The 24781-nt window shown below is 44.6% G+C and carries 24 protein-coding genes; 10 read left to right on the top strand and 14 right to left on the bottom strand.

The window, feature by feature from the left end:
* Positions 1 to 3: 3 nt before the first annotated feature.
* The 9 genes from J7529_RS13895 to hpsL all read right to left on the bottom strand — a co-directional run bounded on the left by J7529_RS13895 (position 4) and on the right by hpsL (position 9057).
* On the bottom strand, positions 4 to 1770 hold the full coding sequence (locus J7529_RS13895; protein WP_318729447.1) for an ABC transporter substrate-binding protein: 1767 nt from the start codon (positions 1768 to 1770) through the stop codon (positions 4 to 6).
* Between the two features lie 86 nt (positions 1771 to 1856).
* Positions 1857 to 2291, bottom strand: a complete 435-nt coding sequence (locus J7529_RS13890) for a DUF3122 domain-containing protein (protein ID WP_318729446.1) — start codon at positions 2289 to 2291, stop codon at positions 1857 to 1859.
* 140 nt (positions 2292 to 2431) lie between these two features.
* Positions 2432 to 3028 (bottom strand): DUF3365 domain-containing protein, encoded by a 597-nt coding sequence (locus J7529_RS13885; RefSeq protein WP_271942003.1) that lies wholly within the window; start codon positions 3026 to 3028, stop codon positions 2432 to 2434.
* Between the two features lie 178 nt (positions 3029 to 3206).
* Positions 3207 to 3431: a hypothetical protein gene (locus J7529_RS13880; RefSeq protein ID WP_318729445.1), complete on the bottom strand. Its 225-nt coding sequence runs from the start codon at positions 3429 to 3431 to the stop codon at positions 3207 to 3209.
* 47 nt (positions 3432 to 3478) lie between these two features.
* Complete coding sequence (locus J7529_RS13875) at positions 3479 to 3631, bottom strand: hypothetical protein (RefSeq protein ID WP_318729444.1); 153 nt, start codon at positions 3629 to 3631, stop codon at positions 3479 to 3481.
* A 235-nt stretch (positions 3632 to 3866) separates the two neighbouring features.
* Positions 3867 to 5048, bottom strand: coding sequence for a hormogonium polysaccharide biosynthesis glycosyltransferase HpsP (gene hpsP, locus J7529_RS13870; protein WP_318729443.1), 1182 nt, complete (start codon positions 5046 to 5048; stop codon positions 3867 to 3869).
* Between the two features lie 96 nt (positions 5049 to 5144).
* Entirely contained in the window at positions 5145 to 6311 is a 1167-nt protein-coding gene (hpsO, locus tag J7529_RS13865) for a hormogonium polysaccharide biosynthesis glycosyltransferase HpsO (RefSeq protein WP_271942010.1), read from the bottom strand.
* Between the two features lie 25 nt (positions 6312 to 6336).
* The gene (hpsN, locus tag J7529_RS13860) at positions 6337 to 7329 is read right to left on the bottom strand and encodes a hormogonium polysaccharide biosynthesis glycosyltransferase HpsN (RefSeq protein WP_318729442.1); all 993 of its coding nucleotides are present in this window, start codon (positions 7327 to 7329) and stop codon (positions 6337 to 6339) included.
* Between the two features lie 33 nt (positions 7330 to 7362).
* Complete coding sequence (hpsL, locus tag J7529_RS13855) at positions 7363 to 9057, bottom strand: hormogonium polysaccharide biosynthesis protein HpsL (protein ID WP_318729441.1); 1695 nt, start codon at positions 9055 to 9057, stop codon at positions 7363 to 7365.
* 139 nt (positions 9058 to 9196) lie between these two features.
* Here hpsL and J7529_RS13850 point away from each other — a divergent pair, with 139 nt between their 5' ends.
* Entirely contained in the window at positions 9197 to 9538 is a 342-nt protein-coding gene (locus J7529_RS13850) for an NAD(P)H-quinone oxidoreductase subunit M (RefSeq protein WP_271942019.1), read from the top strand.
* A 12-nt stretch (positions 9539 to 9550) separates the two neighbouring features.
* Here J7529_RS13850 and J7529_RS13845 read toward each other — a convergent pair whose 3' ends face one another.
* Positions 9551 to 9913: a hypothetical protein gene (locus J7529_RS13845; RefSeq protein WP_318729440.1), complete on the bottom strand. Its 363-nt coding sequence runs from the start codon at positions 9911 to 9913 to the stop codon at positions 9551 to 9553.
* 106 nt (positions 9914 to 10019) lie between these two features.
* On the opposite strand from J7529_RS13845, the gene J7529_RS13840 reads away from it, so the two are divergent.
* Genes J7529_RS13840 through J7529_RS13830 form a run of 3 tightly spaced genes read left to right on the top strand, consistent with a single transcriptional unit; the run spans position 10020 to position 12831 of the window.
* Positions 10020 to 11429 carry a NupC/NupG family nucleoside CNT transporter gene (locus J7529_RS13840; protein ID WP_271942020.1) on the top strand — a complete coding sequence of 470 codons (1410 nt, stop codon included), beginning with the start codon at positions 10020 to 10022 and terminating at the stop codon, positions 11427 to 11429.
* 41 nt (positions 11430 to 11470) lie between these two features.
* The gene (locus tag J7529_RS13835; protein WP_318729439.1) at positions 11471 to 12256 is read left to right on the top strand and encodes a hypothetical protein; all 786 of its coding nucleotides are present in this window, start codon (positions 11471 to 11473) and stop codon (positions 12254 to 12256) included.
* Positions 12256 to 12831, top strand: coding sequence for a DUF3318 domain-containing protein (locus J7529_RS13830; RefSeq protein ID WP_318729438.1), 576 nt, complete (start codon positions 12256 to 12258; stop codon positions 12829 to 12831). The genes J7529_RS13835 and J7529_RS13830 overlap by 1 nt, the downstream gene beginning before the upstream one ends.
* A 150-nt stretch (positions 12832 to 12981) precedes the next feature.
* Here J7529_RS13830 and J7529_RS13825 read toward each other — a convergent pair whose 3' ends face one another.
* The 3 genes from J7529_RS13825 to crtH all read right to left on the bottom strand — a co-directional run bounded on the left by J7529_RS13825 (position 12982) and on the right by crtH (position 17003).
* Positions 12982 to 13284, bottom strand: coding sequence for a hypothetical protein (locus J7529_RS13825; RefSeq protein ID WP_318729437.1), 303 nt, complete (start codon positions 13282 to 13284; stop codon positions 12982 to 12984).
* Between the two features lie 262 nt (positions 13285 to 13546).
* A complete protein-coding gene (locus J7529_RS13820; RefSeq protein ID WP_318729436.1) occupies positions 13547 to 15406 on the bottom strand; it encodes a tetratricopeptide repeat protein in 1860 nt (619 codons plus the stop codon).
* Positions 15407 to 15476: 70 nt separating this feature from the next.
* Positions 15477 to 17003, bottom strand: a complete 1527-nt coding sequence (crtH, locus tag J7529_RS13815; RefSeq protein ID WP_318729435.1) for a carotenoid isomerase — start codon at positions 17001 to 17003, stop codon at positions 15477 to 15479.
* Between the two features lie 78 nt (positions 17004 to 17081).
* Between crtH and upp the strand changes: the two genes are divergently transcribed.
* From upp to J7529_RS13800, 3 genes are all read left to right on the top strand, one after another.
* Positions 17082 to 17732 carry a uracil phosphoribosyltransferase gene (gene upp, locus J7529_RS13810; RefSeq protein WP_318729434.1) on the top strand — a complete coding sequence of 217 codons (651 nt, stop codon included), beginning with the start codon at positions 17082 to 17084 and terminating at the stop codon, positions 17730 to 17732.
* 83 nt (positions 17733 to 17815) lie between these two features.
* Entirely contained in the window at positions 17816 to 18130 is a 315-nt protein-coding gene (locus J7529_RS13805; RefSeq protein ID WP_318729433.1) for a hypothetical protein, read from the top strand.
* Positions 18131 to 18328: 198 nt separating this feature from the next.
* A complete protein-coding gene (locus tag J7529_RS13800) occupies positions 18329 to 18613 on the top strand; it encodes a YggT family protein (protein ID WP_271942045.1) in 285 nt (94 codons plus the stop codon).
* Here J7529_RS13800 and J7529_RS13795 read toward each other — a convergent pair.
* On the bottom strand, positions 18610 to 19056 hold the full coding sequence (locus J7529_RS13795) for a hypothetical protein (protein WP_318729432.1): 447 nt from the start codon (positions 19054 to 19056) through the stop codon (positions 18610 to 18612). The two genes, J7529_RS13800 and J7529_RS13795, sit on opposite strands and share 4 nt — an antisense overlap.
* Before the next feature lie 180 nt (positions 19057 to 19236).
* Here J7529_RS13795 and J7529_RS13790 point away from each other — a divergent pair, with 180 nt between their 5' ends.
* From J7529_RS13790 to J7529_RS13780, 3 genes are all read left to right on the top strand, one after another.
* Positions 19237 to 22815 (top strand): EAL domain-containing protein, encoded by a 3579-nt coding sequence (locus J7529_RS13790; RefSeq protein WP_318729431.1) that lies wholly within the window; start codon positions 19237 to 19239, stop codon positions 22813 to 22815.
* Positions 22816 to 23015: 200 nt separating this feature from the next.
* Positions 23016 to 24269 carry a hypothetical protein gene (locus J7529_RS13785; RefSeq protein ID WP_318729430.1) on the top strand — a complete coding sequence of 418 codons (1254 nt, stop codon included), beginning with the start codon at positions 23016 to 23018 and terminating at the stop codon, positions 24267 to 24269.
* 25 nt (positions 24270 to 24294) lie between these two features.
* Positions 24295 to 24762: a hypothetical protein gene (locus J7529_RS13780; RefSeq protein WP_318729429.1), complete on the top strand. Its 468-nt coding sequence runs from the start codon at positions 24295 to 24297 to the stop codon at positions 24760 to 24762.
* Positions 24763 to 24781 lie beyond the last annotated feature (19 nt).

Genomic DNA, 24781 nt, shown 5'->3' with positions numbered 1-24781 from the left:
TCATTACTCATCAACAATCTGTAGTTCATCGAGATTCCACAATGCCCCACCGAGGGCAGAATACTGAATGGGTTGAATGCGATCGCGCACCGCCGTCATCGAGAGTTGATTCACTAAATAAATATAGGGTAAGTTTTCCTTGATTAATTGTTGAACTTCTCCATAAATTTGCCGACGCTTATTTTCTTCTAATTCTTGCGCCCCTTGGATATACAAATCGGCGATTTTCTGCTCCCAAGGGTCAGGTCTCCATCCTTGAATCGGGGGTTGTCCTGGTTGAGGCTGTTGATTAAAACTATGTAATGAACCATCAAGTGACCAGACATTGGCGCTATTATTGGGTTCAACTCCACCCCCGGCAAAGCCAATAATATGAGCATCCCAATCCAGGGTATTACCGAGTTTATCGACTAAGGTACTAAAGGCGATGGGTTGGAAATCGACTTGAATGCCAATTTTGCTTAAATCTTGCTTAATTTGTACGCCTAATGCTTCCCTAATTTTATTGCCAGCATTAGTCAGAAGGGTGAAGCGAACCAGATTACCACGATCGTCTTCTAATTGTCCTGCCCTGTTATATTGAAAACCGGCTTCTTCTAAGAGAGATTGGGCTTTTTCTTGATTGAATTCATAGATTTTTAATCCCTCTTCTGGGGATAAATAGTAGGGACTTTGGACGGGAATATTAGAATATTGGGGTTCTCCTAAACCACGATAGATGTTATTCACCATGGTTTGTCGGTCGAGAGCGTAGGCAACTGCCTGGCGAAATTTGACGTTATTAAACCATCGGGATTTGACCAGATCGACCAATGGCTTGCCATCGCGACTGGCTTTATTTAAATTAAAGGTGATAAATACAGAACTGAGGGTGGGTTGTCGTCCGTGGATGATAAATTTTCCTCGGTCTTCTTCTTTCTTTAAGAGGGAAAAATATTCTGGGGAAACCTCGACTAAATCTAAACTCCCGGAACGAAATTGGAGAAAGCTGGTGTCGGTGGACTCGACAATTTGCCAAATGATGCGATCGATATTGGGGAGGCGATCGCCCCCTTCGTCTTTTTTCCAATAATAGGGATTTCGCTTAAAAATGACCCGTTGGGTGGTATTATACCGCTCTAATTGATAGGGGCCATTGACGACAATTTGCTCGACTGGGGTGTCGGTTCCCCAGGTGGAGAGAAAGATGGGATTCCCTTCGGAATCTTGGTTGTCTATAGTCGGTTTAAGGACATGGGCAGGTAAAATTGGTAAGCCGGTACTGCGTAAAAATGGGGCGAAGGGTTCGGGGATGGTAAATTCAACTCGGCGATCGTCTAATTTTCTCACCGTCGGTAGGGCGCGACTTTCACCGATCATCAGTACAAACCGAGCGGAGGTGGGAATGGCTTCATTGAGATAAACATCGTTGTAGCTAAAGACGACATCATCGGTGGTGAGGGGAGAGCCATCGGACCATTGTAAATTCTCCCGGAGGGTAAAGATGATCCGCTTACCTTGGTTGGAAATTTGCCAAGATTGGGCTAATCCGGGTTCAATTTCTCCAGTTAAACCATTGGTCTCAATCAGTCCTTTGTAGGTGAGTCCAAAAATGTTGGGAGACTCTTGACTGAGGGCGTAGTTAAAGGTTTTGGGATCGCTGAGAATGGCTTGCACCAGTTGGGGTACTTCAGCGGCAGATGTGCGAAACTGGGTAGGGCTACAGGCGGATAAAGCGATCGCCATGACCACCAGTAGCACTCTTATCCATCGACTATATGCGATCGCCATATATCTGTGTCTGTCTTAAGTTGCCTATTGATTGTACAGCACAGCCAAGTTGCTCAAGACCCTCGTTAAAGCATCCTCATAAACAATTAATATTCATGGGCTAAATATTGCCATTCCAGAATAATCACCGCAGGAACCGAGATCTGAGTTTCTCCATTTTCCACGGGTAAAGATAGCTCTAGGGAACCAGAAGCGGAAACGGAATCCAGAATATCGGTTAGCTCGTACTGTCCCACATTGGGGGCAGGGGCTTTATCTGCAAAAACATCGGAGGCACTCAACTGCTGATTCTGGCTATCTTTGAGGTTAAGAGGAGCGGGATGTTGAAAAACCGTTTGCTCGGGAAATCCGACTAAACGTAACTGAACATTAGCCAATCCTCCCACTTTGATCCGCTTAAAGAGAATCACTTGCCAGGTTTTGCCACTCCTATCTCGCAAGCTATGGCGAGATTGATAGAGGGTTTGTCCTGGTGCTTCGAGTTGTTGGCGAATCAGAGCCGATGCGGGTGGGGAAACCAAAAGGGTAGAGGGGAGGAGGAAGAACAGCAGGGCAACGAGAAAAGCAATGACCCTGTATTTTCCTGGGTGAGTTGGACACGATTTCCTTAAATCTCCCCGAGAAAAGGGGACTTTAAGGAGAGAAGGGTGAGTTAGGGCGTTCATTCAGATTCAGAAGCGACAGGATTGGGAATAAAGACAGCGTACATGCCTCGAAGATCTCCTACTTTAAAGTCATAGGCTAAATCTTGGGGATAGTTTTGTTTAACAAATTCTGGCCGTGCTGCTTTTGCGCCATGGCAGCCTAAACAGGTGGCTTCTACATTAATTCGGCGATAGTAGTGCTGTCCTGGTTGACCATTAAGGGTTTCATCTTGCCAGAATCCCATCAGTTTTGGATAGCTATCTAGCAGTTTAAGGGCTGCTTCTGCTTCTGGGGTGTCTGGAGCATGGGCAGGGTTGCGATATTTGACTGCCATTTGTTTCACTTGCCATCCGTTTTCTTGGCTCAGTTGTTTGGCTTTCATACCCACGGGTTTACAGACTTGCTTGAAGGTTTGTGGAGTAATGGCTTCGGTTCTGTCTTTGAGGGTGGAGGCTAACCCAGAGCGCATGGCATCTAAGTTTTCAATTTCTTCGATAGCATGGGAGAGTTGACTAGGATCGGGGTTTGCCAGGGCTGTTTGGGGAGCGCAGAGGCTCAGGACAGTGAGGCACAGGAGCAGAGTGCCCATGGCGAGGAGTTTGATCGGTTTCATGAGTCAGATTAAAAATCATTACTTAACTTTATAGTAATGGATTGCAGTCAGAAAATCCAGGTTTGGAAGCCAGGCAAGAGGGCAAAATCGCCCAAATGTAACTGACTTTAGCCGATCGCCGGAAATTCACTTAATCCCAATTTATGATCGCTGTCCAAAAGGTATAACGTCATTGAGGTTACGATCTGCCCCCGTCCGATCCAATTTCTCGATCGATTGCTTGTCGATAGGCTTCAATTTCCACCTGTAGATCGTCAAACGTGGGGTCATCCTGAAAGCATCCAAATTTGTCTAGCCAAGGATTTCCAGTCTTAGTGGTTAGTGGAATCTCAACTTGAACCACTTCAACTTTATTCGTTAGATAGTCAAATTGTAAATCATGAATCATACTGTTGCTTTTCATCTGGTCCATTGACAAAAGGAGTTAGCAGCTCAAATTGTTATAAATTCTCATGACCCCATTACTAATGTAGCGACACTTTTCTTTTCCAAGACATACTCGCTGTAATCAGCGAGATGATCGAGTCCTAAGCAACTAAGAACGATTTCTAAGGCTAACCATAGGGTGATCCTGGGGATTAAGGTTTTCCATCGTACTTTCATCGGTTGAGTTCCTCGACAGGAAATACAAAAACATACGAGAGGTTAGAGGTTTCGTCTGGATGATTTCGGCTATAGTTCTAGGATGCTCTAGAGATGCCGGTGATGACGGTGAGTACAGAGGGCGATCGCCTGTGAGAGATATCCTAGAAAGATGTGATCTCGGTTTTTTCTCTAACCTGATGTTTGTACTATAGGTAGCCGATGGAGAAGGAGGTGAGAAAACCAGGACAGTAATTTAACTGGATGATCGCGCGAACTGTTGGTAAACGCCGATGGTTTGTTGGGCGATCGCCGACCAGCTATAGTGAGTATTAGCGTATTGTGCCCCTGCTGCTCCTCGTTTCAGTCGTTCTTGGCGATCGCTCAGAGCCAGTCGTAAACTATCCGTTAACGAATTCACATCACAACCACACACCCATCCAGCCGCCGCTTTTTGGATATCTTCCCAGATATAAACGCCTGTGGAGATGACGACAGGGGTTCCGGAGGCGATCGCTTCAGCAACAGCAATGCCAAAATTCTCATAGTAGGACGGCAATACAAACAGATCTGCATCTCGCAACAGCGCCGCTTTCTCCGCTCCCCTGACAAACCCCGGAAACTGGGTACAGGAGGCTAAAGTCGAGGATTGGATCTGCTGTTTAATTTGCTCCACATAGGCGGTATTTTGGGGATTACCACCCGCTAAAACGAACTCAAAGTCAAAATTTTCATTTATCAAGGTTTCCAGGGCAGGAATGAGCAAATCCAAGCCCTTTTTCGGGTCAATTCTCGACATATAGAGAATTAAGGGTTTATCGGCAGGGATATTCAGGTTTTCTCTAGCCATGCCTGGTTCTGGCAATTCGGGCAGTTGCACGCCTAAAGGTACAATTACGCCTGGGGTATCAGTGCCAAAGCGATCGGAAATTTTTGCTTCAATGCTGCTGGTAAAATGAATGGCTGCGGCTCCTTTAATATTGCCCTTTTCCCACAGAGCCGTATAGATGCGTTTCAGTTGCCGTTTTTTGCGTAAGTCCGCCGGATCTAACGTTCCCAAAGGACGCATAATATACGGGAGTCTTTTCTGTCTGGCGATCGTGGCAGCAGCCGAACTGACCGGAGAAAATAGGGCATGAATATGGGCAATCTCGTATTCTGAGGCATGTTCGGACAGCCATTGTAATAAATCTAGGGAAAATTTGTAGCGTCGGAATGGGGAGCAGCGAAAGTAGCGAATCTGATAGCCATTTTCCTCCACAGGGCGGTCTAGGGGCACATCTAACGGCGCTTCACCCGTATCACCATTAGAATCTGTGGTTAAGATAGTCACTTCCATGCCAGGCTTATTACTTAAGGCGGTAGACAACCCTTTGACCATCTGACTCGGACCACCATAGACGAGAGAAATGGAAGGAACAATTTGTAAAACGCGCATTATGGTTACAGCGCTTTGCGCTAGGGAATAGGGAATGGGGCAAGATCTACGTTTCGGGAAATCAATTGAAAATACAAGAACTAAACGTGAATGAATCTACAGCAACTGTTCATAAAAAGAGCATTGTTCTTTAGCCAAAGCCGTATTGGTATAGTGAAGCATCGCCCGTTCATAACCTTTTTGCGCCAAATCTTGTCTGAATTCTTGATTTTCCATTACTTGACGCAAACTGTTTCGCAAACCATCCACATTCCCTTCTGGAAATACCAATCCCGCTTCATCAATCACATGGGGAATTTCTCCAGAATCAGAACCAATGACCGGCACTTTACAAGACATCGCTTCAATGAGAACATGGCCAAATTGTTCTTTCCAACCGGCTGCGGTTAGCGTCTTAAATTTATAGGTGGTCTCAGACGGTAAAACCAGGACATCCATTAAATTAATATAGCGATAAACCTGGTCATGGGGAACACTGTCCACACAAATCAACCGGTCTCGCAATCCAACTTCTGAAGCCTTGTTTAAAAGATCTTGCTTCAAGTCGCCTCGACCGAGCAACAGCCATTTCCACGGATAATCTGTAATTTTTTTCAAGGCATTGAATAAAGTCAAAAGTCCTTTTTCTTCGACAAATCGCCCCACAAATCCCACGACAAATTCATCAGGCTTAATGCCCAAAGATATTCTCAATTCCGGTTGCTCTTGGGGCGAAAATAACTGCTCATCTACTCCCAGTTGAGGCATCACTTTGATGGGACCATCATAGCCATGATCGCGCAGTACATCGGCTCCGTCTTGGTTGCCTGATATAATACCATGGGAATGTTTAAGATTAAATCCCTCTAACACAGAAATGGGAAATTTGACTTCATAGGGTAAATTCCACCAAGTAAAGAATACATTTTTGGCGTTCAAGTTGAGTTGCTTATTGAGGGTAATTAATTCCGCGTGGCTAAACGCTTTTGCTCCTTGCTCAGTCTGCAAAATATGGGGTTTGAAGCTTTTGAGCAATTGCACTAAATCCAGCCCAAAAGTCAATAATCCTTGGTTGTTTTGACTAAAGTTGGATAGGGGAACAACTCGAAAATTTCCCTCATCAACGGGTTGGGTTTCAATAATTTTGTTTTGCACGCCTCCCGGTCGCCATCGCTTGGGGACAACCACGGTTACTTCTATGCTTGGATCGAGTTGGGCTAATTTTCTTAATTTCTCTCGATTGAGATCAACAATGTAGGTGTGGCTGGCGATTAAAATTTTCATGATTGTTTAGACTCTAATAACACCATTAAACCGATTCAGAAGCTTGCCATTGTTCATCTTGTTGGCTATAGGTTTGCCCTGTTTTCCATACTGTTTTGAGCCGAGTCTGCCAAGCACTTAAGTAACCCATGGTGTAGAACCCTGCACGACTAACAATTTTGATGGGGGAGCCACTTTTATTGCAGGGAGGATGACCTAAAACGTGACAGTCAAATAACTTGCTAAAGAATCGGACTTGTTGACCTACAGTCAAATTCTTGAGTCCCATAAGAAAGTGGTTATGGTAGAAGGTAATCTGATATTCTAGCGATCGCGTGGAAATATCGTGACATCCTCCGGTTTCTTCCCCCAAATGCACCAAATTGGCTTCTGGATCGTACCAGATTTTGTATCCCGTCTGGCGCAAGCGCAGGCAAAAATCGGACTCTTCCCGTACGGCACTGCCGCGAAATCTCTCGTCAAATTCCAAGCCATATTTGCTAAAAATATCACGGCGGAAGGACATATTACATCCCCGTGCAGAAATAACTTCCTGGGCTTTGGTCGTATGAACTAAATCAATGTGATACCAAGCAATTCCAGGGTCAAAGGCTTGCGGCGGTAACTCTTCAATAGTATAACTATTCTTGGACTCGCCCAACTTCATGCGGTCAAAAACACGACCAGCTACTGCCCCAATTTCCGGGCGATCGTAATTGCGAGCATGGGCCATCAAATAGCCTTCTGGTAACACCACATCATCATCAATAAACAGCACCACATCTCCGCTAGAGCGCCGTACTGCATAATTTCGCGCTCCTGGTAAACTCGCCCAATTGACCCGAAACAGCTTAATTTTGCCTGAATTAGCCATCTCATCCAAGAAGGCTTGAATTTCCGGCTTATGCTCGGCTGTTTGATCGACTACTAAAACCTCAAAATTGGGATAATCCTGCTTCAGGACATCCTGGATACTATCGAGTAGGGGTTCCTCTCTCCCATAGGTAGGAATAATCACAGATACAAAAGGTAAATTCATTGTTGATTCGGCGATCGCTCAGGGATTATAGTTCTATTTCTTCTTTTTACTCGATTTACGCCCATTTTTGCCAGATTTAGCCGATTTAGATTTAGATTTCTTGCGTTTTTTCGGATCGGCTTGTGCTTCCAGAAGCGCTTGTAGTTCTTCCTGTTTCTTTTGTTCTTCCTTATCAATGTCAGGTAACTTTAAGGTAATACCAGCAAATAACCAATAGTAGACACATACTGGATCGGTATCTAATGGATACCAGTAAGTTTGGTAACTGATAATTAGAATAAATACCCAAAAACAAGCGCCAAAATTGCGTAAGCTTTTATCTTTGACCGAACGATAAGCTTTAAACGTTTCCCAAGTCAGAGCAGTAACGAGCAGTAAAAATAAGGCAAGCCCTGGTTTTCCTAATTCAAAGAGGATTTTTGGGAACCAAGTTTCCACCAAAAAAGTTTTCCCAAATATTCTAGCAGAATTAGTTGCCCGTCCTAATCCATTGCCAAAGAAACCGGCTTTCTTCGCAGAATGTTCGGCTTGTTCAGCAATAAAATCTGCTGGGTTAGATGCACCCACTCGACCGACTAAACTATCCCATCTTTCTTGTACAACATCGGGGAAAGCTATAGCCGCACCTCCCAAGAGTAAGGTTAATCCAACTGCAATCGGAATGAACCGTTTTAGGTTAGCAACTTGACCGGTAAGCACCAGTAAAATGACGGTTACCACAGGGACAAGCATTGTCGCAATTCGTTGTCCTGAAATCACAGAACAAACAAAGTTTAATCCCATTCCAGCAAATCCTGCCATTTGCCATAGAGGAGACGGATCGCAAAAAGCAGTTGCAAAGGTAAAGAAGGCGCTACAAATCATATACCAACCCCAGTGCCAAGGGGAAGGTAAGGTACTGGGGAGACGGATCTGACCAACCTGGGGACTGTAAGTTAAAGATCCTCCAACTAGGCATCTGGCTTCAATACTTGCTTTGAATAAATCGTCTCCTGTTGCATTACGGGTGCCTTGACATGCACCAGATAAGAGCGATCGATATTGCATTACACATAATACACAGGTGATCAGGGCTAAAATAGTCGTTATCCGGGTAATCCAAAGCAATTCTTTTTTCCCCCGAATCATATAAAATCCACAACTGATTAAGGGGATGTATCCCATGAATACTTTTAAGCCTAAAAGCCCTAATAAGATCGGTTTATCTCCTCCGTAAGTTTTTCCAGTTGTATTAATAGCTAGGATGACAAAGATACAATAAGTTAATAGGGCAAATATGAAGGGAATTAGGGGTTTAGGTACAAGGAATGGCAAACGATATCGTTGGCAGTATTGATAGATGCCCATTAATCCAGGAATGTAAAACGCATCTTTGGCTAACTGGAGGAGTGCATTTCCTCCTCCCACTCCATAAACAATAGTGCCGCTAAAGGGCATATAGATATAGAAAGCCCATAGAGCTTGAATGGGATAATTCAAGGAAAATATAAGAACACCAATCCCAAATAATCCGGCTACGAAAAATGAAGGTTCGCCCATAACTGCGAACCCAATTAAGCCGAAAACAGAACCAATGCCGATCGCCTGACCTAGGACTCCATTGAACTTTTTGCGCGCATTGGCAGCTTCACGTTTTTTGGCGGCTAGTTCTTCTTTCGTCGGAGGGGGTTTGACTAGGGTGGCTAGATTCGGTGCTTTTCCTTTGGATTTGAGTTTACTTTTGGCCATGGGGGAAGCGGGAACTGCTCTGAAGTTATTCTTTCTGGGAGATCAATACAATGGCACCTTTCCCTAAGATAGCTTAGAGATTGCGTCCTTTGCCTAGCAATGACAGAATACCTATAGGCTGTTTTTTATTGACTATTATATGTTACTCAAATCTACGACCCGCCATATCCGCATTTTTACGGCTGTTATTGAAAAGGGAGAACTTAATCCATCTGACAATATGCTTACTCTGGATGTTGACCCAGATAATGAATTAAATTGGACGGATTCGTCCCTAAAAGCGGTCTATGGTAAGTTTGAGGAGTTGGTTACAGCCTATGAAGGACAGGATTTAACCGAGTATAATCTGCGTCGGATTGGGTCGGATTTGGAGCATTTTGTCCGATCGCTCCTCCAAAAAGGGGAACTCAGCTATAACCTGGAAAGCCGGGCAGTGAACTACAGTATGGGCTTACCTCAAGTCGCCGTCGATCAACCCTAATTCCAATTCCCGTTAAAGACTATCAAATGGATTCGGGGGTTGGGGTTGGGGGCGATCCTCCCCCGCCAACTCTGAGGGAGGACGTTCGTTGCTCCAACCCCACCAGGCTTGTCCGCATTCACATAAATAAAATTCTTGCCATTTACGGCGATTGCCTTCTGTGTAAACGGGCGATCGCCGATTTAACCACACCCGTTCAGCTTGCCTCGAAGTCGCCGCACAGCGAGGACAACAGAACTTGAATGCATGGGTAGCTTGTTCTGTCCAAGCCGGTGGATGAATATCAAACGCTTCCATAAACCTTAAAATTCTCCCTAAACCAACGGAGTGCTTATACCCTAAGCTTAAACCCATGAACACCAATTTTTCATCCATGATGGCTATCCTGGACTTGACATCGGTGTAATTCCGGAGTCTGATAATAATCAACGTGGTGTGACATCACCGGATTGGCTGGCTACTGTGAGGAAGCACTTTGCCCATGAATCCCATCTTAAACCTAATTTCTGCCCTCGGAATAGTTATCTTATGTCTGATTGCTTGGGTTGGTTCCGAAGACCGCAAAGTGGTTCCCTGGCGAACGATCGCCGTTGGCATTACTCTACAAATGACGATCGGACTCTTAGTCTTTGTTCTCCCCACGCGCGATCTGATTGCCCAACTCAATAATCTGCTCAATGCCCTTTTAGATGCTTCAGAAGCAGGTGCTCGCTTCCTATTTGGTGGCGATACTTCTGCTTTTGTCCCCAATCCTAACCGAGTGCTTGGCCCGGGGCCGGCAGGACGGTGGATTATGCGTGCAGTCAGTCAACCCTATGTGGCGATCCCTGGTGATAAACTCGGCTCAGATAATCTCAATCCTGGTTATATCTTTGCCTTTCGCTCCCTACCCCAAGTGGTCTTCTTTTCGGCATTAGTTGCCCTATTATATCGATTGAATATTATTCAACCGATTGTGAAGATTTTTGCCCAACTGTTCCAGAAAACGATGAAAATTAGTGGGGCGGAATCTTTATCCGGAGCAGCCAATATTTTTGTCGGCATTGAATCGGCGATCGCCGTTAAACCCTTCCTGGCAAAAATGACGCGCAGCGAAATCTGTGCCATTCTCACCAGTTGTTTTGGTTCGATTGCTTCCTCTGTTCTTGGACTCTATGCTGGTTTTTTACGCCCCGTCTTTCCCTCTATTGCCGGTCATTTGGTCTCCGCTTCAATTATGACCATTCCCGCTTGTTTCGTGATTTCAAAAATCTTGGTTCCGGAAACTGGAGTGCCTGAAACTCTGGGCAAAATTCCCGAAGAGCCAGAGCAAGACCCCGAAAAACGACCGAATCCCATGGATAGCCTGATTATGGGAGCCTTAGATGGGGTGAAAATGGCCGTTGGTATTGCGGCTGTAATTATCGCCATTTTGGGTTTAGTGGCGTTAATTAATATGGGCTTTGATAGCCTATCCGGATTACCTGCACCAGTCGGTACGGTGTTTCAAGTGGTTACGCTGCAAAATATCATGGGATTTTTGTTTTTCCCCCTAACTATTCTGACGGGGGTATCTCTGGATATTAATGAAATTTGGCAAGCTTCGGTGATTATCGGTCGTCGGGTGTTTGAAACCAATGTGCCGCCCTACATTAGTCTCGCTAATCTGAGTCGTGCAGGAGCCATTAGCGATCGCGCCATGCTCATCGTTAGCTATGTTCTCTGTGGGTTTACTCACTTTGCCTCCTATGGTATTTTCGTTGGCGGACTCTCTTCCCTGATTCCCGAACGGCGATCGGAAGTTTCCTCCCTCGGCTTCAAAGCACTCTGGGCCGCTACTCTCGCCACCTTAATGACCGGTTGTATTGCTGGACTCTTTGACTTGGGTAACCCGGCTACATTAGGACGATAATCGCTAAATTCCCCCTTCCTCCATTTCCCTAGTTTCTACCCATGCTCAAACTCAAACTCCATCGACTCTGGTTTATTAGTTTAATGGTTGTGACTGCCCTAGGATTAATCTTAGGTAACCCTCACTGGTCTGCATTTAACACACCAGTTGCCCTAGAGCAACCCGCGATCGCCCAAGTCCCCAGTCCTCCAACCCCAGAAACCTTACCGGAACCGCCTCCTTTACCTTCTCCGGACGCTTCTCCATCGCCTCAAGCTTCTCCGAGTCCAGAAGCTCCTTCAGCTCCCACTCCCCTCGCCTCCCCTTCTCCTTTACCTCCCCCTCCTGCTCCTCCGAGTCCAGAACCGACTCCAGCCATTCAAGAGCCAACTGCATCCCCGTTAGAGGTGGGTGGGACGTATGAAGATCCCAATGGCTTTTATCAAATCGCGATCGTTCAAGACTATAAGGTGAGTTCCACCGGCAACGATCCTCTGTTTGAATCCCCAGATGGACAAATGGCTTATACCGTTGTGCGTTTACCTCGACTGACCAAACAACGACTCACCAATGGCATTTTGGCCCAAATTGCGGTTGAAGAATTGCAAGGCGGTGAGGGGTTTCTAGCTCAAAGCTATATCCCCCTAGGTGAAGGAGTCGTACAAGTGCCTTGGACAGGAAGCTTAACCCAAGGACGCAATAGCCAACCGATGAGTGGGACACTGATTTCGACTCAACAGGAACAGGATGTCTATTTGGTTTTAATTGCAGCGACAGAAACAGGAGCCGAGCAAGTGCCGAATCTGCTGGCAAGTTTGGTTGATGGTTTGGAGGTTACCCCACAATAATGTATCGCGATCGCGACCCCGAACTGTCTCGACTCATGGAACTGATGCCCGCTTCTGGGCGCATGTTTGTGCAATTGATTGGTAAACCGGAACAACCCCAGGTGATTGATGCACCGTTTCCTTTGCCCTGGAAGCGATCGCGGCCGATTTATATCAATTTTGACCTTTTGCGCCAGTTACCACTGCCAGAGCAAGATTTAGCTGTCCTACAAGCCGTTTGTTGGGTTTGCCAGGTGGAATGGTTTAAGCCTAATCTCTATCAAGGATTAGTGGCAGTAGGATTCCTGGGAACAATGATAGAAATGATGCAAGCTGATGCCGTAGGAATGGTCGCCGGAGGAGGACTAACAGCTATGGCAGTGATGCAAATCCGACGCAAAAACCGCCAACGGGATGTGATGATTGAAGGCGATAAAGCAGCTATTCGGGTAGCCAGTCGGCGCGGATATACGGAACTCGAAGCCACTGAATCCTTGTTAAAGGCGATCGAGCATATCGCTCAAATTGAAGGGAGAAATGGTTTATCTGTAGTGGAGCTACTGCGATGCCAAAATTTGCGGGTGATGTTAAATTAGGGAATAGGATGGAACCCTCCGTCCGTTTTTCTCTACTCTGCAATGGGAAAAACTCATTGAGTCAAATCGTCCTATTCTCTAGAGTAAATACCCAAAATAAAGAAGGTTATGGATTAGAACATCAAGGGAAATGCTCATCTCTACCCTCCCTTATTGCTCGTCAATAGAATCTTCTTGCAACTGAATATCCAAGTTTCCAGGAAGCTCTAGATCCTCTTCTTCTGAAGCAAACGCTTTCAATTCTTCAATTTCAGATTCTTCCGTAATCCCTAACTCAGCCCTTCTTTGTTGATCGATAGGACGATTAAGAACGCACCCCGCATTATCTGGACTAATCGAGCAACCATTAGGGTCAAAGTCCACTTTAACTAATTCAACTGTTGTAGAAACCATAATCAGTCCTAAGGTTAGACTAGCAGCAGAAATAGAGATTTTTTCGTAGATGCTTTCCATCGTGTTTTTGGTTCCCTTGATGCATGAAACAGCTATATAGAAAGCTTAGTGGTAAATTTAGGGAATGTCTGTAAAGCTTTGATGAAGTTTGACCGTATTTTTATGAAGATTTCATGAAGAAGCGCTGAAACAACGCAATTTTGTTTGGTCAGGTACGGGGAATCTACTGAATCGAACCATGAAACCCACATTTAGCACGACACAATGTAGTACAAAAGTCGTTCTCAACGTTCCTTATACGCGAGATTTTATAATAACTCTTTTATTCGATAATATAATCAAATCCATCTAGGCCAATCCTAGCCATAATTTGCGATCGCCACTCTTGAAGAGTCTGTTTAAATGCTTCTGCTCCTAGGTTTCCCTTCAAAATGGTGACTAAATTCGCGACTTGCCGTTTCTCTATCGCATTTTTTTGCTCTAATAAATACAGTCCTAAACAAGCGTGAAATACAGCTAAGGAAAGTTGACCGAGTTGATAGTTGACTTCACCAAGATTGGCATGGCTTAAGCCTTCCAATTCCAAATTCCCTAATTGAATGGATAGGGCTAGACTTTTTTCTAAATAGGATTGGGCATTATTGCTCCGATCTAAGATTAAATGAGCAATTCCCATGCCCAAATAACAAAAGACTGCTGAGATCAAATCTTGATGCTTTTCTAATAACTTGATTCCGCGTTGAAGCCTTTCGATACAAGCTTCTATGTCGGAGATAGAAACATGTTCTTGTTGTTGAGCTTGACGGACTTCTGCATAGCCTAAATTGGCGATCGCATTAATTTCCCCCAATGGATCGCCCATCTGACGAGCAAACAAGAGTGCCCGTTGTCCGAAATCGATCGCCTCCGGAAATTTCCCTAGACTGAGCTGCAAGCGACTCAAATGGTTCAAATTTGCTACTTCACAGTTGCGATCGGACTCTTGACGGGCTAAATCGAGGGCTTCTTCGTGTAAAATGAGGGCGCGATCGCGATCGCCCATCCACTGTTGCGAATAGCCCAATACAGTCAGGATACGTGCCTTTTCTTGCTTTTTCTCAATGGTTTTCAGGGGGCGATCGAGATAGGCAATGGTTTCCCGAAACGTTTTACCCGTAAAGGAGGCAAAGACACCGCCATAGATGGGAAAATTATCTCGTTGAGCAAAAGAGCGTAAAATTTGCAGCCCAATTTGAAAACAAGCATCCGCAAGGCGATCGCGATCGGAAGCTGAAAGCTGCTCTGCTTGGCGAAATCCACTGCTTAATTCGCACCAGATAATCGCAAACGTGAGAAAGGTGGAGGCGGCGGCATCATTGCCCGCTTTAATATTGTAGGGTTGTTTGTCAAACCAGCTCACCAAACCCTCTTGAATGCCTCGCAATAAAACAATTAACTCTACCCAAGCACTCAAATCTAGATGGGTTTGTTGTTGAGCCAGAGATGCAGCAGATTGATTATTCGATTGTTCAGTAAAGAACGATTTAGATAATGGACTGCTCACTTGTTTTGCCCAATATCCCCAAGGATTATTCGCCCCTACTTTGGATGCAAATCCCAATTGACGCGGATCGTATAACCATCCCATCAAATCCAGAGAAGTAGACGCTGACAATCCTTGTTTCAGTCCTGCTGCTAGAGTGTGAAGTTCAGCCACCCTAGTGTCATCGGATTCTTGAACTTGTTCTAGCTCTTTTGCAAAAGATCCAATCTCCTTATTACTGAAGGCATTGGTTTGGTTGGGATCGAGAATATCCAGGAGAACGGATAGGCGATCTCCTTCATCTGCATTGATTAATTGGGTGAGAGCATCGCTACAAGCATTTTCCGTCCTTTGAGTCTCTTGATATCGATTCCAGGCTTCTTCTAAAGTGCGAAGCGCCCTCAGTTGACGCTGGGCTTTTGCTTGCTTTAACTCATCCTGTTCAGCCTCCACTTTATTTTGAGTCAGCGTTATTTTTTCGATTAAACATCGTTCAAAAATCTCCCCCGTACCCCGTGCCAATCCTAGCTGTGCGACCAATTGCCGATAAACATACTCTTTAGATACAATCTTTCCTTTGAGGGTATCGGTAACGATTTTCTCGATAAACGCTGAGTAGCGATCGCTTAAAGATAAGGTTTCTGGATCTTCTGATGGCATTTCTTCTTTAGGTTCTTGATGATGTTCTGAATTATAGCCAGTTCAATGAAAGAGTGGAATCTGGTTTCCCCTATTCCTTATTCCCTGATAAACCTAAATCGACTGCTATTCGGTGGGCACAAGCAAATCCAGAAAAGGCGACTGCATTCAAGCCTTGTCCAGGAAAAGTGCTATCCCCGACACAATATAATCCCGGAATACTTGTCCGATTAAAAGGCATTCCTAACAATCCTAATAACTTACGTTTGGGAATGGGGCCATAGGTTCCATCTTGGCGGTTTAAGAAGCGGCGATGGGTGCGCGGCGTACCGACTTCTTCATAGTCTAATCCCGCTTCTAATCCAGGGAAAATAGTCTCTAATCGCTCAATGATTTGATCGGCAATTTCTTCTTTTTGGGCTTCATATTTTTTCGGCGTTAGTCCTTGCCATTGGTCAATCCAACTGGGGGTAAAGGTGTGGATAATATGATGACCGGGAGGGGCTAAATCGGGATCGAGTAAGGTCGGAATGGAGACAAAAATTGTCCCGTGGGAGGTTTCCATTTTATCCCAATCTTCAAGCAAAATATGGTGGCATTCTGTTCCTTCTGGCAAGACGGAAGCTTTTACTCCTAAATGTAAACTGACGAAACTGGGGGATTTTTGGTAGCGTTCTTGCCAGCTTTGTTCGGCTGGAGGTAGGGTTTCGGAAGGTAACAAGGATTCAAAGGTGTTCCACCGGGTAGCATTGGAAACAACACGGCGAGCAGTATAGCGTTTGCCATTGACTAATTCTACCCCGATGGCTTTGTTGTTCTTGAGGAGAATTTGTTTCACTCTGGATTTATAGAGGATTTGACTGCCTTTTTTTTCCAGTCCTTCAGCGAGTTTTTCCGCAATTTGTCCGACTCCACCTTTGGGATAGTTAATGCCTCCATAATGGCGGTCAGAAAAGACCATCCCGGCGTTGATCATGGGGGTGAGTTGGGCAGGGACAACGGACCAACAATAGCATTCAATATCGATGAATTTGAGCAGTTGTGGATCGCGGATATAGCGACGGGCAATATCTCCCACGTTTTGTGGGAGATATTTCACTAAACCTAAACAAGCCAAGGGATGCTGGAAAAATACCCGCATTAAATATCTAGGTTCCTCTAAGGAAAGGAGTTCCATGGCGTTGAGACAATTAAATACGCGCCAACATTCATCATAAAATTGGCGGATGCCTTGGCGTTCGTGGGGGAAGCGATCGCCTAATTCTTGTATAAACGCCTCGTACTCCCGATGGACTTTTAGCTCTAACCCTCCTGGCAAATGATAATGAATTTGTACGGGATCGGGATAAGTATCTAAACTCATATCCACTGCATCCAGGGCACGGGTGAGTAAATTGGTCGTTCCCTGTTTACCGAAGCCAAAAATCATTGAGGCTCCGACATCAAACCGATAACCATTGCGCTCAAAATAGCCCGCACTTCCCCCTGGAATTAAATAACTTTCCAATACTAAAACGCGAGCGCCTTTAGCAGCGAGTTGGGTCGCGGTGACCAGTCCACCAATACCGGAACCAATCACAATCACATCACAATCGGGGGAAGAAGACTCAACAGACATGACTATAGGAAGGGAAATAAATATTTAGAAGTCCAACATTTAATTGTAAACTATTGTTTGGTTTATCCTCACACACCCATGACTTTTCAACTGCACGTTCATGTCCCCCCCCATCCCCTGATTCAACATTGGTTGGCTGTTGCTCGCGATCACCAAACCCCTAGCGCTCTATTCCGTACTGCCATGACGGAACTGGGACGCTGGCTTACCTACGAAGCAGTGCGAGACTGGTTACCCACCTTCCAAACCACCATCGAAACCCCCCTAGCTCCCTGTGCAGCGACTCTGGTTAACCCAGAAATTCCTGTGGCTGTCGTTCCTATCCTCCGGGCAGGTTTGGCTCTGCTGGAAGGCTCCCAAGCCCTGCTCCCTTTAGCGAAAGTTTACCATCTGGGTCTGGCTCGCAATGAAGAAACCCTAGAAGCAAGTTGTTACCTGAATAAACTGCCCCCAGAGTTTGCTCCAGAAACTCGGATCTTAATTCCAGAACCGATGCTTGCAACAGGAGGCAGCATTACCTTGGCCTTACAAGAACTCACCCAACGAGGTATTAATCCGGCATTTGTCCGTATTGTCTGTGTGGTTGCTGCCTCTCCAGCCCTGCAAAAGCTGAATGAAGATTATCCGGCTCTTAAGGTGTATACCGCCTGTATTGACCCTGAATTGAATCAGCAAGGATTTATTGTTCCGGGATTAGGGGATGCGGGAGATCGCACCTTTGGAACCTAACCTAAAGGCGTACTACTATAAAATCGCTCATTCATCCCCCATAACCGTTAACCTAGAAATAAAGCTTCACCTCACCCGATCCTATGACTCAATCTAATAACAACTTTGCTAGCGGATTTCTCCTCGGCTCCATTGTCGGGAGTGTTTTAGGCGGTATCTTAGGGGCAACCCTAGCCAATCGTCGGAATGAAAACCTAGAATCTGAAGAAATCTTAAATGGTAATAGCCAAAATCAGTTCCAAAACCCCAATCTTGATTTTAGAGCCGATGCCGAGATTGAAGCGGCTCGTCGCCGCCTAGAAACCAAAATCGCCCAACTCAATGAAACCATTGATGATGTGCGTGACCAACTGGGAACCATGAATAAGGTCTCATCTGACCCGGAAACCAATGGGTAATCGGGAATGGGGAATGGGTAATTAGGGCATCTCTGCGTCCCCCCATCTTCCCCGTCTCCCCATCCCCGCGTCTGCATGTCGAACTGTTCTCATCCCCCCATCCCAATCGGTTCGGGAATTGCTCTGCCACTTCTGGGAAGCGATCCGGTACATTAGAAAACAAGTGATCCTGCAAATCTTTAGAGGAATAACATCCCCATGTACTTGCTTGCCAGCACCCTAGCGACATTTTGTAACATTTACTTTGTCCTGCTGATTATTCGAGTTTTATTGAGTTGGTTTCCCAGTATCAACTGGTTTGACCCCCCATTTTCTCTGTTGAGTCAGCTTACCGATCCCTATCTGAACATTTTCCGGTCGATCATCCCGCCTCTGGGGGGATTGGACTTTTCCCCCATTTTGGCGATCTTCTTGCTCCAGTTTTTAGCCAATGTGTTTAACACCCTTGAGGTATCTTTTGCACAAGGTTCATTGGGCTTCTAGCGCCGAACTCGACCCCCAAACCCCGCAGCCTTGAATTGCTCTAGGATTAGGGGAGTCGGTTGATCGGCGGCCACTGAGATTCTCAGTTCAAAGTCACTGACTCCCGGTGGCAATTCTTCAATTAACCCCAAACGAGTCCGATTTTGCATGACAGGGTTGCGGTTGGCATCGTAGACGCGACCAAAAATATCGGCATCATAAACCGTTTTTCCGGTTGGATTCGTTGCTTTTCCATGGATGAGAAAGCAGTTGGCCTTTTGAGAGAAACCTCCACTGGTGACGGTTCCTTCACCAATTTCTGGAGGGCAAGTTTCGTAAGAGAGGTCAGAGAGTTTAATTTGAGTGAGTGCCAAGGCATCAGGGGCGATGCTCCAAGAGGTAAGGATAAGAAGCAGCGCCACTAGAGCGAGTTGCACAGAACGAAGTAGAGAAGGCGATCGCATAAGTGATTACATCATAGACTTTATCTGATCGATTATTTAGCTTACCCTGGATTGAGCATCAAGCCCAAGGTTAGCCTTAGCCTTGGATTAGAGTTTCAATGGGCCATTTTGGCTAAGGGTGTATTGATATTGGCTGAATAATCGGAGATCTATGGGGGAATAACAAGGATGATGGGGGAAATGAAACCAATCCATACAAAAATCAAAGAAGCTCAATTCCGTTTCTTGATGGAAACTACAACGGATGGGGTTTGGATCTGGGAGGTGGAAGCTGACCAGGTGGTATGGAACGAAAAAATGTATACTCTGATTGGTCTTCCTCCTCAAGGAATTGAAGCCAATTTGGAGAGGGTTCAATCTCTGATTCATCCAGAGGATCTAAAGAAGTATCAAGAAATGATTGATGCAGCTCTAGAAACTGGCAATAGCTATGAACTAGAGTTTCGTATCCGTCGTAGTGATGGTCAATATATTTGGGTACTCGATCGCGCAACCGTATTGAAAGATAATGATAATCGTCCTTATCGGATGATGGGAACGATCGCAGATATTAGCGATCGCAAATATAATGAACTGTGGTTAAATGGGCAAAAACAGATTCTAGAGGCGATCGCCAAAAATGCTCCTCTCCAAGAAACCCTCAGCTTACTGATTAATACCTTAGAAGGCCAAGCTCCAGAACTGTTCGGATCGATTCTATTGACCGATCTACCAAACAACTGCTTAAGGTTAGGAGCAGCTCCCCAGTTACACCCCAATTACAACCAAGCCGTTGATGGCGTAGCTATTGGTGAAGGTTCCGGATCTTGTGGTACAGCCGCCTATCGAAAGGAACCTGTGATCGTAGAAAATATTGCAATCGATCCCCTCTGGAAAAACTATAAAGATTTAGCCCTATCCTATGGCTTACAAGCTGCTTGGTCAGTTCCTGTATTATCGTTACAAGATCAAGTGCTGGGCACATTTTGTTTTTATGCTCAATTCCCCAGTCTCCCCAAAGAGAAACATCACAAACGGATGGAGTCTGCCACCCGGTTAGCAGCAATTGCTATTGAACGATGTCAAAGTGAAGCGGCTTTAAGGGAAAACGAGCAACGATTTCGTTGCTTATTTGAAGAAGTACCTTTAATTCCAGTACAGGGATACGATCCAGACCTGAATATCTTTTTCTGGAACAAGGCAAGTGAAAATTTATATGGATATTCTCCTCAAGAGGCGATCGGAAAAAATCTAGAAGAGCTAATTCTTACCCCGGAAACAGCCGATTATCTACGCCAAGAGTATCACAACTGGATTACCCAAGGAATTCCCATGGCTCCAGGAGAATTAATTGTCAAAAATCATAAGCAAGAATCGATCCGTATTTTCTCTAGCTATGTCCTCCTTTACAATGCCAAAGGAAAACCAGAATTATACTGTGTTGATTTAGATTTAACTGAACGCTACCAGCAAGCCGAAAAACTTTCTGAATTGAGTACCCGGCTTAAATATCTCCACCGTCTGAGTACCGGTAATTATCAAGATTTTGAGGAACTGTTTGCGGCTTACTTACAGGCTGGATGTCAACTATTTCGATTGACAACGGGATTTATTGCCAATCTCAATCAAGAGATTATTTGCTTAGAATTTGTGCAAAGTGATTTGCCACTAAAACCGGGAATGTGTTTTAAGGTATCCGATACATATTGTTCGGAAGTGATTTATCATCAGGAGACCATTAGTTGTGAAAAAAATGAAGATCATCCAAAACTGAAAGAATGTTTTATTTGTAACAATCTAAATCTAGAATCCTATCTAGGAACTCCAATTATTGTAGAAGATAAAATTTATGGAGTACTGAGTTTTCTCTCTCCTGAAGTCCGTACCCAACCCTTTACCGAAGCCGATCGCGAGATGATTGAGTTAATGGCTAAGGATATTTCTCGCTTTATTACAGACCATCACCAGGAACTGAAACGCCAAAAAGCAGAATTAGCCCTGCGTGAGAGTGAGTTAAAATATCGCAGTATTTTTGAAAATATTAGTCAAGGAATTTTTCAAAGTACACCCGATGGCTATTATTTAAGTGCTAATCGGTTTCTAGCTCATCTCTATGGATATGATAGTCCAGAATCCTTGATCGAGTGCTTGACCGATATTGATCGTCAACTTTATGTCGATCCGACTCGTCGTCAACAGCTCAAAATCCTGACTGAAAAGCAGGGGATTGTTTATGATTTTGAGTCTGAGGTTTATCGACGAGATGGTGAAATAATCTGGGTTTCAGAGACTCAAAGAGCGGTTTTAGATGAGGAAGGAAATATCATCTATTATGAGGGAACTGTAGAAGATATTAGCGCTCGTCGTCAAGCGGAGGAACAACTGCACTATGATGCCTATCATGATAAACTAACGGGTTTAAAAAACCGGACTTGGTTTATCGATCATCTGGGTCAAACGATCCATGCCTATCAATTGCAAGAAACTGGCTTATATGCCATTCTATTTATTGACTTAGACCGGTTTAAAATTATCAATGATAGTCTGGGGCATTTGGTCGGTGATGATTTATTAAAACAGGTGGCTCAGAGATTACAAACTTCCCTGAGTGGAATTCATGGAGAGTCTTTTTGTAACCTGGATCGGGAGATTCCTAAAGATACATTAGCTCGATTTGGGGGGGATGAATTTGCGGTATTATTAACGTCCCTGAGCGATCCTCAAGAGGCGATCGCCGCTGCCGAACGGTTAGTCTCCCTAATGCGAACTCCCTTCCGGATGGGAGATTATGAGTTTTCCTTGGGCGCGAGTATTGGCATTACCTTAGGGCATCACGATTATCACTCCCCAGAAGAACTCTTACGAGATGCCGATCTGGCCATGTATCAGGCGAAAGGACAAGGAGGAGGGCAGTTTGTCTGTTTTGAAACAGTCATGCATCCCCGCGCCCTAGCTCGGTTGCAGTTAGAACACGATCTCACTCGTGCCCTAGAGTTAGAAGAATTATCTTTATGCTATCAACCGGTAGTCTGCTTAAGGACAGGGGGATTAAAAGGATTTGAGGTCTTGTTGAGATGGAAACATTCTAAGAAAGGATGGATTTCACCGGGAGAATTTATTCCCGTGGCCGAAGAAATTGGTTTAATTAGCACCTTGGGATGGTGGGTCTTAGAGCAAAGTTGCCGTCAATTGCAGCAATGGAGAGCTGAGATCTCCCAGGGGTTAGAGATCGTATTGAATGTGAATTTGTCGTTATTGCAACTGAAACAGACGAATTTAGTTGAGCAAATTGAAAAATTATTGCGATCGCATCATATTCCCGGTGATTGCTTAAATTTAGAGGTTACCGAAACGAGCTTTCTGGAAACTTCTCAATTTGATGCGTCCATCTTGCATGAACTCAAAGCATTGGGCTTACAACTGTCTATTGACGACTTTGGCACCGGATACTCCTCCCTCAGTCGGTTACACCAACTGCCCATTGATATGATTAAAATTGACCGAGAATTTGTTGATGGTATAGAAACGGATATTAGCAAAGAGGCGATCGCCCAAACTATCATCACCCTCGCCCATAACCTGGGGGCACAACTCGTTTGTGAAGGGATCGAAACCCCAGCTCAATGCTGCAAACTGCAACAGCTTGGGTGTGAATACGCACAAGGTTATCTCTTTTCTCGCCCCCTGATCCCCCGATCGGCTACCCAATTACTCAAACATCCTCATTTTCAACAAGCCATCAATTGGTCATCTTGTGGTTGCTCTGTAGCCTCGAAATAGGGAATAGGGAATAGGGAATAGGGAATGGGGAATAGGTTTAGAGTCGCTAAGGAGTGAGAATCTAAGGAACTCCTAACCACCTTGGCCATTGCTATAATGCTTATCACCCTACCAGAACCCCAAGATCGGAGAGTATATTAAAAACAACCCTATGATCCATTACTTATTACCGATTCCCCCTTACCAATTCCCTATTACCCATGAGCCATTCTGCTCAACTCACCCTCAATTCCTGTTTACTTGACTTAAATCTCCAAGATTTTCAAGTCAGTCCGACAACTTTAACTCAAGTTGTCTTAAATCAGTTCGATCAACGTCCAGACCTTGCCGGTGTAATTATTGCCAGTCCTGAGCGACTGTTGGGTATGATTTCCCGGCGTTTATTTTATGAGCATTTAAGTGAAAGCTACAGCACACAAAAAATATTAAAAACTCCTATTCAATTTTTTTTGAATAATATGAAAACCCAAGGGAAATGTTTGCAGCTTTCCTATACTGAAAAAATTGGTACAGCCGTTAATATTGTTCTATCCCGCGATCCCAAAGTTATTTATGAACCCATTGTGGTTGTTTTCCAAGAAGCTAGTGTACCGGGGATAGCGGCCTATTTTTTGTTGGAATTTCAAACTCTTATTTTAGCTCAATCTCAAATTTTATCTGACTTAAACCGGGAAATAGAAAATAAACAACTTGAAGGTCAACGAAACACGATAAAACTAGAACGGGAGCATCAAAAAGTAGAAGCCTATGCTCGATTACTTGAAGATCAATTAGCGACGATCCATGAACGCAATCAGCTCCTGGAATTACAGCAGCAAGAATTAGTGCAAAAAAATCAAGAGGTTGCTGATTTAAATCATCGATTTATTCAAATTGGAAAACTTTTATCTCAATCCGGTAAACGAGCCTTTCGGGCCACCTCCTCTGGTGTAGGTGTGATTTGTAATCAAACCGATAAAATTGTGAAAACTGGAGACTTGTTAGAAGAAGAACTTAAAACGATTGATGAAACCTCAAAGTTGATTGAAAGAGTCAGTCAACAGGTGCGGCACCTAGCCGTACAACTAGCAATTATCGCTAATCAAATGAGTTCAGAAATGAGAGGCTTTAGTAGTGTTAGTTCGGAAATTAGTCAATTGGTTACCCAAACTTTTGAAGCTGGGCAACAAATGAAACGGTTCGCAAATCGATTTCGCCAAAGAATTCAAGAGTTTACCGAATTTGCCCAAACGGGAAGTCAAGTAGCTACTTCTTTAGTAGATAAAGTAGAGAGTGCTGAAAAATCCCTCAAAGATTTAGAATTGTTAGTTCAATTTCAAGCGAATAAAAAAAGATCGGTTCCTAGACCTGCACCCCCAAGATCTCGCCCCGATCCAACTGAGAGTAAGTCCAGGACTTCTGAAGAGAAAAATCAGAAGAATGGCTCTGAGTCCCCTAGGAGTGATAAACTATAGAGGAGTGTTACCTCATGATTAGAATATGATTAAAACGGGAATCAAAATAGCTTTAAGTTTATCTTTCTTTTTATCTATGGGGATGAATGTGGTCAGTCAAACCCCTCCTGCAAATACTTATCAGGAAGGATTTTGGCAACCGATCGCCCGGGTTGACAATCCCCAATTTCCGATGACTGTTGAGCTGGTCAACCAAACGGGTCTAAATCTAGATTATGGCTTGACTACTGACTCGCCAATACAAGTACCAGAGTCCTTACGTTCAGGGGAAACCACGAGTATAGTTCTTGCCGATCCAGAGGCGAATATTTCCATTGGTTATATTCCTCTAGATCCCAGGAATGAAGAGATTAGCTTTGAATATAACATTACCATAAACTCTAGTTCATCTATTCGGTTTGAAATTCTTCGCACGAACCAACCGGATCGGGTAGGCGATGGCATTGGTCGGGTAATTGATATTCAAAGTACGGGGGGAATTTTTATTTATTAATTGCATAAAATTCGCTCAC

Origin of the sequence: Roseofilum sp. Guam (genome assembly GCF_017746735.1) — a bacterium.
Classification (GTDB): domain Bacteria; phylum Cyanobacteriota; class Cyanobacteriia; order Cyanobacteriales; family Desertifilaceae; genus Roseofilum; species Roseofilum reptotaenium.
This window is presented reverse-complemented; position numbering and strand designations above follow the sequence as displayed.

Excerpts from the sequence above, each read along its gene's own strand:
- J7529_RS13895 (WP_318729447.1), bottom strand. The coding sequence starts at position 1,770 with ATGGCGATCGCATATAGTCGATGGATAAGAGTGCTACTGGTGGTCATG.
- J7529_RS13885 (WP_271942003.1), bottom strand. The coding sequence starts at position 3,028 with ATGAAACCGATCAAACTCCTCGCCATGGGCACTCTGCTCCTGTGCCTC.
- J7529_RS13880 (WP_318729445.1), bottom strand. The coding sequence starts at position 3,431 with ATGAAAAGCAACAGTATGATTCATGATTTACAATTTGACTATCTAACG.
- J7529_RS13875 (WP_318729444.1), bottom strand. The coding sequence starts at position 3,631 with ATGAAAGTACGATGGAAAACCTTAATCCCCAGGATCACCCTATGGTTA.
- hpsP (WP_318729443.1), bottom strand. The coding sequence starts at position 5,048 with ATGCGCGTTTTACAAATTGTTCCTTCCATTTCTCTCGTCTATGGTGGT.
- hpsO (WP_271942010.1), bottom strand. The coding sequence starts at position 6,311 with ATGAAAATTTTAATCGCCAGCCACACCTACATTGTTGATCTCAATCGA.
- hpsN (WP_318729442.1), bottom strand. The coding sequence starts at position 7,329 with ATGAATTTACCTTTTGTATCTGTGATTATTCCTACCTATGGGAGAGAG.
- hpsL (WP_318729441.1), bottom strand. The coding sequence starts at position 9,057 with ATGGCCAAAAGTAAACTCAAATCCAAAGGAAAAGCACCGAATCTAGCC.
- J7529_RS13850 (WP_271942019.1), top strand. The coding sequence starts at position 9,197 with ATGTTACTCAAATCTACGACCCGCCATATCCGCATTTTTACGGCTGTT.
- J7529_RS13845 (WP_318729440.1), bottom strand. The coding sequence starts at position 9,913 with ATGGATGAAAAATTGGTGTTCATGGGTTTAAGCTTAGGGTATAAGCAC.
- J7529_RS13840 (WP_271942020.1), top strand. The coding sequence starts at position 10,020 with ATGAATCCCATCTTAAACCTAATTTCTGCCCTCGGAATAGTTATCTTA.
- J7529_RS13835 (WP_318729439.1), top strand. The coding sequence starts at position 11,471 with ATGCTCAAACTCAAACTCCATCGACTCTGGTTTATTAGTTTAATGGTT.
- J7529_RS13830 (WP_318729438.1), top strand. The coding sequence starts at position 12,256 with ATGTATCGCGATCGCGACCCCGAACTGTCTCGACTCATGGAACTGATG.
- J7529_RS13825 (WP_318729437.1), bottom strand. The coding sequence starts at position 13,284 with ATGGAAAGCATCTACGAAAAAATCTCTATTTCTGCTGCTAGTCTAACC.
- J7529_RS13820 (WP_318729436.1), bottom strand. The coding sequence starts at position 15,406 with ATGCCATCAGAAGATCCAGAAACCTTATCTTTAAGCGATCGCTACTCA.
- crtH (WP_318729435.1), bottom strand. The coding sequence starts at position 17,003 with ATGTCTGTTGAGTCTTCTTCCCCCGATTGTGATGTGATTGTGATTGGT.
- upp (WP_318729434.1), top strand. The coding sequence starts at position 17,082 with ATGACTTTTCAACTGCACGTTCATGTCCCCCCCCATCCCCTGATTCAA.
- J7529_RS13805 (WP_318729433.1), top strand. The coding sequence starts at position 17,816 with ATGACTCAATCTAATAACAACTTTGCTAGCGGATTTCTCCTCGGCTCC.
- J7529_RS13800 (WP_271942045.1), top strand. The coding sequence starts at position 18,329 with ATGTACTTGCTTGCCAGCACCCTAGCGACATTTTGTAACATTTACTTT.
- J7529_RS13795 (WP_318729432.1), bottom strand. The coding sequence starts at position 19,056 with ATGCGATCGCCTTCTCTACTTCGTTCTGTGCAACTCGCTCTAGTGGCG.
- J7529_RS13790 (WP_318729431.1), top strand. The coding sequence starts at position 19,237 with ATGAAACCAATCCATACAAAAATCAAAGAAGCTCAATTCCGTTTCTTG.
- J7529_RS13785 (WP_318729430.1), top strand. The coding sequence starts at position 23,016 with ATGAGCCATTCTGCTCAACTCACCCTCAATTCCTGTTTACTTGACTTA.
- J7529_RS13780 (WP_318729429.1), top strand. The coding sequence starts at position 24,295 with ATGATTAAAACGGGAATCAAAATAGCTTTAAGTTTATCTTTCTTTTTA.